This window comes from Pseudomonas sp. 20-5, from assembly GCF_056782835.1.
In genome coordinates this window covers 965,467-975,004 of sequence record NZ_CM165584.1, presented here as the reverse complement: position 1 = coordinate 975,004, position 9,538 = coordinate 965,467, and the positions used below count along the sequence as shown (strand labels likewise).

Below are 9,538 nucleotides of genomic sequence, written 5' to 3'. Positions count from 1 at the left end.
GCCAATCACCGTTCTCTAGGCCTCCAGAAGCTTGCGGAACAGCCCGGCAAGTGTCGCCTGGCGCTCGAAGCCGATACCAGGCGATTGTGGCAATCCCGCCAATCCCGAGGAAAACGGCAGGGCACCGGCGAAATCGTCGAATGGCCGGAAAGCCGACGGCGTAGCCTCGGCCCAACCCAGGCGCAGGGCCGCCACCAAGTGCAGGCTGAACAGGTAGCCGGCGTGCGGGCGGAAGGCCGCGCGCGGCCAACCCCGGGCGCACAGGTGGTCGAGTATCGCCAGGTAGCCCGGCAGGCCATAGCAATGCACGGGGTCGAACACCAGCACGTCGCGCTCCCGCCGCAAGCCGCCATAGAGATCCAGCAAGCGAGCCTCGGCCAGGGAGAACAAGGCCTCGCCGGCACCGATGGGCCCCGGATAGATATCCGCCACTTCGGCCTGGGTAGGGAAATCGTGGGGGTCGCAGATGTCCTCGAACCACCACAACCCCAGCGGCGCCAGGGCTTTCGCTGCGTCGACCGCGCCCTCCGCGTCGTAGCGGTTCATCGCGTCGACCGCCAGCCGCGAAGCGTCGCCGAGAACCCGCAGCGCCCTGTCGATACGGCGCCGGTCCTGGTCCAGCCCGGCCGCGCCGATCTTGATCTTGGCGTGGGTGTAGCCGAGATCGACGAAGCGCCGCAGTTCCTCTTCCAGGCGTCCCAGGTCGTCGTGCGGATAGGGGTAGCCGCCGCCGGCGTAGACCGGTACGCGCTGCGGATAGTCTTCCGCCAGCCCCAGGCGTCGCGCCAGGAAGCGATGCAGCGGCAGGCCGGCGGCCTTGGCCGCGGCATCCCACAGCGCCATGTCCAGGGCGCCCACCGCGACGCAGCGTTCGCCGTGGCCGCCGGGCTTCTCATCGCGCATCATCAGGTCCCAGGCTCGCAACGGATCGATGCCACTGCCGTCGTCGCTCGCCAGGCTGTCCGCCGGAGCCCCCAGCAGGCGCGGGGCGAAACGCTCGCGGATCAGCCCGCCCTGGGCGTAGCGCCCTACCGAGGCGTGGCCGTAGCCGACCACACGCCGACCGTCGCGCACGGTATCGGTGAGCACCGCCACCAGGCTGGTGCTCAAACCACCGGTGGCAGCCGCCACGCCGGCGTAACGGGAAAGGGGAATACTGCGTTCCCGGACCTCCTGGATGCGCATCGCCTGTCGGCTCCTCCTCGCTGGACCTCTCTCCACCTTAGCCAATGCCGCCGCCATGGTCGTCCCGATCGGTCGTAGCGACCTTCCGCCGATTTGCCCGGCCCCCGCCCCTCTGCTAGTGTCGCGGGGTTTTGTACACCTCGCCGAGACTCCCCCGATGGCCCGCAAGAAAACCCTCGATTTCGAACAGTCCCTCACCGAGCTGCAAACCCTGGTGGAACGCCTGGAAAGCGGCGAGCTGTCGCTGGAAGAGTCGCTGGGCGCCTTCGAGCAGGGCATCCGCTTGACCCGCGAATGCCAGACGTCGCTGAGCCAGGCCGAACAGAAGGTACAGATCCTCCTCGAACGCGACGGCGAGCTCAGCGAAGCGCCGTTCGATGCGGAAGGCGACGAGGCATGATCGCGGCCTACCAGGCGCGCTGCCAGGCGCGCGTCGATGCCGCCCTGGACGCCCTGTTCGTCGCTCCCCGCGAAGAACTGCAACGCCTCTACGAGGCCATGCGCTACAGCGTGATGAACGGTGGCAAGCGGGTTCGCCCGCTGCTCGCCTACGCCGCCTGCGAGGCCCTCGGCGGTGCGCCGCAGCGCGCCGACGCCGCGGCCTGCGCAGTGGAGCTGATCCATGCCTACTCGCTGGTCCACGACGACCTGCCGGCGATGGACGACGACGACCTGCGCCGTGGCCAGCCGACCACCCACCGGGCCTTCGACGAAGCCACCGCGATCCTCGCCGCCGACGGCTTGCAGGCGCTGGCCTTCGAAGTGCTCGCCGACACCCGGCGCAATCCGCAGGAACATGCCGTCTGTCTGGAAATGCTCACCCGCCTGGCGCGCGCCGCAGGCTCCGCCGGCATGGTCGGCGGCCAGGCGATCGACCTCGGCTCGGTCGGCGTGGCCCTCGACCAGGCGGCCCTGGAAGTCATGCACCGGCACAAGACCGGCGCGCTGATCGAAGCCAGCGTGCGCCTCGGCGCCCTCGCCAGCGGTCGCGCCGAGCCCGCCGCGCTGGCCGCCCTGGAACGCTACGCCGAAGCGATCGGCCTGGCCTTCCAGGTGCAGGACGACATCCTCGACGTGGAAAGCGACACCGCCACCCTCGGCAAGACCCAGGGCAAGGACCAGGCGCACAACAAGCCGACCTATCCCGCCCTGCTCGGCCTGGAGGCCGCCAAAGGCTATGCCCTGGAGCTGCGCGACCTGGCCCTGGCCGCCCTCGACGGTTTTCCGCCGAGCGCCGACCCGCTGCGCCAACTGGCCCGCTACATCGTCGAGCGACGCAACTGACCGACGGGTCGTCGGAAGTCCCCGGCAAAGGTAGGGGCTCCCTTGCTTGGGCGCGGCCGGTGCATCAGGTAAACTGCTGGCCTCTCCGGATTGCATAACGACAGCCTGATGCCCAAGACGCTCCATGAGATTCCCCGCGAGCGCCCCGCCACGCCCCTGCTCGACCGCGCCTCTTCGCCGGCCGAACTGCGCCGGCTGGGCGAGGCGGACCTGGAAACCCTGGCCGACGAGCTGCGCCAGTACCTGCTGTATACCGTCGGCCAGACCGGCGGTCATTTCGGCGCCGGCCTCGGCGTGGTCGAGCTGACCATCGCCCTGCATTACGTCTTCGACACTCCGGACGACCGCCTGGTCTGGGACGTCGGCCACCAGGCCTATCCGCACAAGATCCTCACCGAACGCCGCGAGCTGATGGGCACCCTGCGCCAGAAGAACGGCCTGGCGGCCTTCCCGCGCCGCGCAGAGAGCGAGTACGACACCTTCGGCGTCGGCCACTCCAGCACCTCCATCAGCGCCGCCCTGGGCATGGCCATCGCCGCCCGCCTGCAAGGCAAGGAGCGTAAGTCGGTGGCCGTGATCGGCGACGGTGCGCTGACCGCCGGCATGGCCTTCGAGGCACTCAACCACGCCTCGGAAGTCGACGCCGACATGCTGGTGATCCTCAACGACAACGACATGTCGATCTCGCACAACGTCGGCGGGCTCTCCAACTACCTGGCGAAGATCCTCTCCAGCCGCACCTATAGCAGCATGCGCGAGGGCAGCAAGAAGGTGCTCTCGCGCCTGCCCGGGGCCTGGGAGATCGCCCGGCGCACCGAGGAATACGCCAAGGGCATGCTGGTCCCCGGCACCCTGTTCGAGGAGCTCGGCTGGAATTACATCGGCCCGATCGACGGCCACGACCTGCCGACCCTGGTGGCTACCCTGCGCAACATGCGCGACATGAAGGGCCCGCAGTTCCTCCATGTGGTGACCAAGAAAGGCAAGGGCTTCGCCCCGGCCGAACTGGATCCGATCGGCTACCACGCGATCACCAAGCTGGAAGCTCCCGGCAGTGCGCCGAAGAAGACCGGCGGACCCAAGTATTCCAGCGTCTTCGGCCAGTGGCTGTGCGACATGGCCGCCCAGGACGCGCGCCTGCTCGGCATCACCCCGGCGATGAAGGAAGGTTCCGACCTGGTGGCCTTCAGCGAACGTTATCCGGAACGCTACTTCGACGTCGCCATCGCCGAACAGCATGCCGTGACCCTGGCCGCCGGCATGGCCTGCGAGGGCATGAAGCCGGTGGTAGCGATCTACTCGACCTTCCTCCAGCGCGCCTACGACCAGTTGATCCATGACGTCGCCGTGCAGCACCTCGACGTGCTGTTCGCCATCGACCGCGCCGGCCTGGTCGGCGAGGACGGCCCGACCCACGCCGGTAGCTTCGACATCTCCTACCTGCGCTGCATCCCCGGCATGCTGGTGATGACCCCCAGCGACGAGGACGAGCTGCGCAAGCTGCTCACCACCGGCTACCTGTTCGATGGCCCGGCCGCGGTGCGCTATCCGCGCGGCAGCGGCCCCAACCATCCGATCGATCCGGACCTGCAACCGGTGGAGATCGGCAAGGGCGTGGTCCGTCGGCGCGGCGGCAGGGTCGCACTGCTGGTCTTCGGCGTGCAGTTGGCGGAGGCGATGAAGGTCGCCGAAAGCCTCGACGCCACGGTCGTCGACATGCGTTTCGTCAAACCCCTCGACGAAGCCCTGGTACGCGAATTGGCGGGCAGCCACGAACTGCTGGTGACCATCGAGGAAAACGCCGTGATGGGCGGCGCCGGCTCGGCGGTCGGCGAGTTCCTCGCCAGCGAGGGCCTCGAAGTCCCGCTGCTGCAACTGGGCCTGCCCGACTACTACGTCGAACACGCCAAGCCCAGCGAGATGCTCGCCGAATGCGGCCTGGATGCCGCGGGCATCGAAAAGGCAGTACGCCAGCGTCTCGACCGGCAGTAGCGCCAAACCCAGCGACAACGGCGGATAACCGCGTTGCGGTTATTCGCCCTACCCCCCAATTGCCGTAGGGCGAATAACGCCACCGGCGTTATCCGCCGATACACCACCATACCGACATGCCCCGCCGACTGGCAGCGATAACCGCGTTGCGGTTATTCGCCCTCCCCCCCAATTGCCGTAGGGCGAACAACGCCGCCGGCGTTATCCGCCGATACAGCGCGCGATACCGGCAAGCATTCAGCGCGCCCCGGCGAGCGAGCGGCAGAGTTTCTCGGTCGCCGCCAGCATGGCGAAGCTCGGCCGCTCGAGGTTCTTGTCTTCGATCCGGTACAGCTGTCCGCGCCGCGTCGCCGCCAGCGCCGGCCATTGCCGCCAGAGTTCGAGCTGGGCGTGACTGCCGGCGACGATGACCGCCGGATCGCGCGCCAGAACCGCCTCGACGCTGACCTGCGGCGCCGGCTGCGGCAGGTCGCCGAATAGGTTCTCGGCGCCGCAGACGCGCAGCGCATCGCTGATCACCTGGCGTCCGCCAATGGTGTACAGCGGCCGGTCCCAGACCTGGTAGAACACTTTCAGCGGCTTGTCCCGCCGGTAGCGCTCGGCCAGGCGCCGCATGCCTTCGCGGAACCTGGCCGACAACCGCTGGCCGGCCTCGGCCTCGCCCAATGCCTCGCCCAGCGCAGCCAGTTGCAGGGCCAGTTCGTCGAGGCTGTGCGGTTCGGCGATGAAGAGGGCGATGCCGAAGTCCCGCAGGCGCTGCAACTGCGCCTCGGGCACGCTGCCGGGCCAGACCAGGATCAGGTCGGGCTGCAGTTCCAGCAGGCGTTCGAGATTGACCTGGCCGTAGCGGCCGACGGAAGGCAGGTCGCCAATCGCCGCCGGACGCTCGCCGCCATCCAGCACGCCGACCAGGCGGCGCGCTGCGCCGAGTTCGAGGACGCTGTCGGTCAGCGAAGGCGCCAGGCTGACCACCCGCTGCGCCGCCCCGGCGGAAAGGCTGAGGAGCAGGCAGGCGAGCAGCCAGAACGAGCGCATCAACCGAGTTGACGCGGAATACGGTAGAGCCAGAACAGCACCAGGCTGGTGACCCCGAGCAGGATCAGCGCAACGCCGTTGAGCCCGGCGAACACACCCGGCACGCCGATCCAGGCCGGCAGGCTGGCGCCGAACAGGGCCTTGCGGCGCACCTGCGCCAGACGGGTCCAGGCGGCGGCTTCCTCCGCCGTATCCAGCGCTTTCTGGGTGGCGATGAGACCACGCTTGTAGGCACCGAACAGCGGCAGGTTGACGAACATCGACAGCAGCGCGGCGATGAACAGCGGCATCGCCAGGCCATGGGGAAGGGGTTGCAGTTCGCCGAGGAAGAACTCGACCAGGATCAGCGGCAACAGCGCCAACGCCAGTTGCAACCACCAGGCACGTCCCAGCGCGCCGCGGGCTTGCTGGCGACTCACGTGGTTTCCGCCTCGCCCTGGTGCAGGCTGCCGAGCATGTGCCCGAGCTTGCCGGCCTTGGTCGCCAGGTAGCGCCTGTTGTGCTTGTTCAGGCCCTTTTGCAGCGGCACGCGCTCCGCCACGGTGATGGCGTAGCTTTCCAGCGCCTTGACCTTGCGCGGATTGTTGGTCATCAGGCGCAGGGAGGAGACGCCCAGGTGCGCGAGCATCGGCTGGCACATGGCGTAGTCGCGCTGGTCGGCGCCAAAACCCAGTTGCAGGTTCGCCTCGACGGTGTCGGCACCGCCATCCTGCAATTCATAGGCACGGATCTTGTTCAGCAGGCCGATGCCGCGACCTTCCTGGCGCAGGTAGAGGAGCACGCCGCGGCCCTCCTCGGCGATGGCGGCAAGCGCGCCTTCCAGCTGGAAACCGCAATCGCAGCGCAGGCTGAACAGCGCGTCGCCGGTCAGGCATTCGGAATGCAGGCGACCAAGCACCGGCGCGCCATCGGCGATGTCGCCCATGCTCAGGGCTACATGTTCCTTGCCGCTCTCCTCGTCGAGGAAACCATGCATGGTGAATTCGCCGAAGGGAGTCGGCAGTTTGGAGGCGGCGACGAACACGACGGACACCGGGGAACTCCTAGGGAAACGGAAGTCCGCCATTGTACCAGCAGCGTCCGGCGCCCGGTCAGCTCGAAATGCCGCAAATACCTATCGAGATGGACGATGAATAGAACCCCGGGTTATGAGCGAGCGACATTCAATGCTTGGCCTCGATAAGCAGCATTCCCTGTTCCTCGCGCCAACGCACCCGGTTGAGGAAACTCATGCCGAGCAGGGCTTCGGTCGGATAGCCACCCTCGATCACCGCCGCCTCGACACCCAGCAACTCGATACCGCCGATCTTCACCCGGTCCAGGGTCACCCGCCAGCCGCGCGAGGTTCCGCTGGCAGTGGAGGCGACCATCGGCTTGCCGTCCACCCGGTAATCGATACCCAGGCGGCGCGCCTCGTTCTCGTTCATGGCGATGCTGGTGGCGCCGGTATCCACCAGGAACTGCATGTTCTGCCCGTTCACCGAGCCAGCCACCCAATAGTGCCCGCCCGTACCGCGGGCGATGCTGAAGCTTTGCCGCTGCGGCGCCGAATAGCCTGCCTCGTTGTATTCGCGGCTCAGTTCGTAGGTGCGCTCGACGCCGTCGATCCGCAGCACCGCCTTGCGGCTGTCGGCGCTGACCACCTGGACGCCCTGCGGGCCGGTCTGGCCGACCCTGACCAGCTTGCGCTGGCCATCGACGTTGAGTACCGCCGCGCCGGGGAACAGGCCGACCACGAACACCTGGGGCGCGGCCAGCGAGGACAACGCGAGAACGCTGGAAAACAGGGCGACGCACAGCCGCAGCATGATCACTCCTTGGGTGGCAGGATTGCCTTCAACGGCGCATAGGGCCAGTTCCAGCGGGCGAAGATCCGCTCCAGCTCGCCGCTGGCATGCAACTGCCGCATGCGCCGGTCGAACAGCGCCAGCAGCTCACGGCCCCTGGGGGAATCGGAGAAGCCAAGATACAGCGGCAACCGAGTGACGTCGGTGATGCGGTACTCAGCCGCCAGCGCTCCGGCCCCTGCGAGCATTTCCTCGAGTTCCGGACGCGAATCGATGAAATAGTCGACCCGGTGGTTGAGCAGCATCGGCAGCGCCGAGGTGCGGCGCTGCAACTCGCTGTGCGGGGTCAGGGTAGGGAAATAGCGGGCGAAGGCGTAGCCACGCATCCATGACAGGCGGAACCGGCTCAGGCCCTCCAGTGGCGGCGGCGGATTGTCTTTCAGGGAAAGCACGGCGATCGGATCGACGTCATAGGGCCAGCGAGGATAAAGCGCTTCGTCGATTTCCCCGCGGTAGGCGCCGACCCAGGCGTCGGCCTCGCCGCGCAGGACCAGGCCGACCGCCCGGGTATAGGGCTCGTTGGCGATCCGCAGGCGTACCCCGGCCGGCTCGTAGACGGCCCGCAACAGGTCCCAGGCCACCCCGCGACCGTCCTCCTGGGTGTAGCGCGTCCAGGTTTCGCTGACCACGCGGATCTCGCCCACGGAGGGGGCGGCGGAAGCGACGCCGGGCAGCAGCCACAGGCAGCAGAACAGGACGAGCAGACGCATGGGAGGCCTCAGACCAGCCAGTGTACCCATCCCCAGACTAGACCCTGCATGACCAGCCAGGCGAATACCCCGGCCAGGACGTCGTCGAGCATGATCCCGACGCCGCCGTGCACGTTGCGGTCCACCCAACTGATCGGCCAGGGCTTGAGAATATCCACGATGCGGAACACGACGAAGCCGATCAGCAGCCACCACCAGCCCTCCGGCACCAGCCAGAGGGTTATCCACATGCCGACCATCTCGTCCCAGACGATGCCTTCGTGGTCGTGCACGCGCAGGTCGTCGGCGACCTTGCCGCACAGCCAGAAGCCGAACAGCATGGTCACTCCCAGCATCAGCCAGTAGCCCCAGTCCGGCAGCATCTGCCACAGCGGGATGAACGGGATGGCCACCAGCGACCCCCAGGTGCCCGGCGCCTTGGGCAGGGTGCCGGAGCCGAAGCCGAAGGCGAGGAAATGCCAGGGATTGCGCCAGACCGACGGCGGCACCGGCTGCGCCGGCGCCTGATCAGGATGCTCAGTCACGTTGGGTTCCGAAATGTTGGTAACCGGCCGCGGCCGGTATGAGTTCCTTTCCGTCGGCGTCGAGCAGGTGCACCCCCTGTCCCGCCTCGACCCGGCCGATGACGGCCGTGGCCGGCCACGCGGCGCGAATCTCGCCAAGGTACTCAGGCGGCAGGGTGAAAACCAGCACGTAGTCGTCGCCGGCGGCCAGTTGCTGGCGCAAGGCTTCCTCGCCGGCGAGCAGGCCGCTCAACGCGGCGCTTGCCTGCAAGCGCTGGCATTCGACCAACAGGGCAACGCCGGAAGCGCGGGCGATATGCCCGCAGTCGGCGAGCAGCCCGTCGGAGATGTCCAGGGCGGCGCTGGCCTTGCCGCGCAGGGCGAGGCCCAGACCGAATTGCGGGGCCGGCGTCCAGTAGCGCGCCAGCAGCGGTTCGGCCACCTCGGCGGGCGCCGATCTTCGCTCCAGCACCAGTTCCAGCGCCGCTCCAGCCTCGCCGAGCGGGCCCCCGACGCAGAGCAGGTCGCCCGGGCGCGCACCGGCGCGGGTCAGCGCCTGGCCGGCCGGCACCCTGCCGAATACGGTCAGGGTCATGCTCAGCGGGCCGCGCGTGGTGTCGCCGCCGACCAGGGCCAGGCCGCACTGCCGGGCCATGGCGTCGAGGCCGCGGGCGAAGCCCTGCAACCACTCGGCGTCGGCCTGCGGCAAGGTCAGGGCCAGGGTGAAGGCCAGGGGCGCGGCGCCCATCGCCGCCAGGTCGCTGGCGGAGACCGCCAGGGCGCGCTGGGCAAGAAGGAAAGGGTCGCAACCGGCGGGAAAATGCACGCCTTCCACCAGGGTATCGGTGGAGACCGCCAGTTGTTCGCCGGCTGGCGGCGCCAGCAGGGCGCAGTCGTCGCCGATGCCGAGGGCCACGTCCGCCGCCGGCGCCGCACAGGCGGCCGCGGCGAAGAAGCGGCGGATCAGCTCGAACTCACCCAT

The 9,538-nt window shown here is 68.3% G+C and carries 11 protein-coding genes; 3 read left to right on the top strand and 8 right to left on the bottom strand.

Translation table 11 applies throughout. The features are described from left to right. Nucleotides 1-15 precede the first annotated feature (15 nt). Entirely contained in the window at nucleotides 16-1,185 is a 1,170-nt protein-coding gene (locus tag AC1RB9_RS04590) for a mandelate racemase/muconate lactonizing enzyme family protein (protein ID WP_003121961.1), read from the bottom strand. Between the two features lie 157 nt (nucleotides 1,186-1,342). Here AC1RB9_RS04590 and AC1RB9_RS04585 point away from each other — a divergent pair, with 157 nt between their 5' ends. The 3 genes from AC1RB9_RS04585 (at nucleotide 1,343) to dxs (ending at nucleotide 4,461) form a co-directional block, all read left to right on the top strand. Next, entirely contained in the window at nucleotides 1,343-1,585 is a 243-nt protein-coding gene (locus AC1RB9_RS04585; RefSeq protein WP_003093283.1) for an exodeoxyribonuclease VII small subunit, read from the top strand. Then, on the top strand, nucleotides 1,582-2,469 hold the full coding sequence (locus tag AC1RB9_RS04580; protein WP_003093289.1) for a polyprenyl synthetase family protein: 888 nt from the start codon (nucleotides 1,582-1,584) through the stop codon (nucleotides 2,467-2,469). Before AC1RB9_RS04585 ends, AC1RB9_RS04580 begins: the two co-directional genes overlap by 4 nt. 108 nt (nucleotides 2,470-2,577) lie before the next feature. Further along, a complete protein-coding gene (gene dxs / locus AC1RB9_RS04575; protein ID WP_003102816.1) occupies nucleotides 2,578-4,461 on the top strand; it encodes a 1-deoxy-D-xylulose-5-phosphate synthase in 1,884 nt (627 codons plus the stop codon). A 237-nt stretch (nucleotides 4,462-4,698) separates the two neighbouring features. Here dxs and AC1RB9_RS04570 read toward each other — a convergent pair whose 3' ends face one another. The 7 genes from AC1RB9_RS04570 to thiL form a co-directional block, all read right to left on the bottom strand. Further along, nucleotides 4,699-5,496 (bottom strand): cobalamin-binding protein, encoded by a 798-nt coding sequence (locus AC1RB9_RS04570; RefSeq protein ID WP_003102817.1) that lies wholly within the window; start codon nucleotides 5,494-5,496, stop codon nucleotides 4,699-4,701. Next, nucleotides 5,496-5,915 (bottom strand): hypothetical protein, encoded by a 420-nt coding sequence (locus tag AC1RB9_RS04565; protein WP_003102818.1) that lies wholly within the window; start codon nucleotides 5,913-5,915, stop codon nucleotides 5,496-5,498. The genes AC1RB9_RS04570 and AC1RB9_RS04565 overlap by 1 nt, the downstream gene beginning before the upstream one ends. Further along, entirely contained in the window at nucleotides 5,912-6,529 is a 618-nt protein-coding gene (gene ribA, locus AC1RB9_RS04560) for a GTP cyclohydrolase II (RefSeq protein ID WP_003110510.1), read from the bottom strand. The genes AC1RB9_RS04565 and ribA overlap by 4 nt, the downstream gene beginning before the upstream one ends. 130 nt (nucleotides 6,530-6,659) lie before the next feature. Further along, the gene (locus AC1RB9_RS04555; RefSeq protein ID WP_003093301.1) at nucleotides 6,660-7,304 is read right to left on the bottom strand and encodes a TIGR02281 family clan AA aspartic protease; all 645 of its coding nucleotides are present in this window, start codon (nucleotides 7,302-7,304) and stop codon (nucleotides 6,660-6,662) included. 2 nt (nucleotides 7,305-7,306) lie between these two features. Beyond that, on the bottom strand, nucleotides 7,307-8,053 hold the full coding sequence (locus tag AC1RB9_RS04550) for a substrate-binding periplasmic protein (RefSeq protein ID WP_003102821.1): 747 nt from the start codon (nucleotides 8,051-8,053) through the stop codon (nucleotides 7,307-7,309). 8 nt (nucleotides 8,054-8,061) lie between these two features. Then, a complete protein-coding gene (locus AC1RB9_RS04545) occupies nucleotides 8,062-8,577 on the bottom strand; it encodes a phosphatidylglycerophosphatase A family protein (RefSeq protein ID WP_003093304.1) in 516 nt (171 codons plus the stop codon). Beyond that, nucleotides 8,570-9,538, bottom strand: coding sequence for a thiamine-phosphate kinase (gene thiL / locus AC1RB9_RS04540; protein WP_003454180.1), 969 nt, complete (start codon nucleotides 9,536-9,538; stop codon nucleotides 8,570-8,572). The genes AC1RB9_RS04545 and thiL overlap by 8 nt, the downstream gene beginning before the upstream one ends.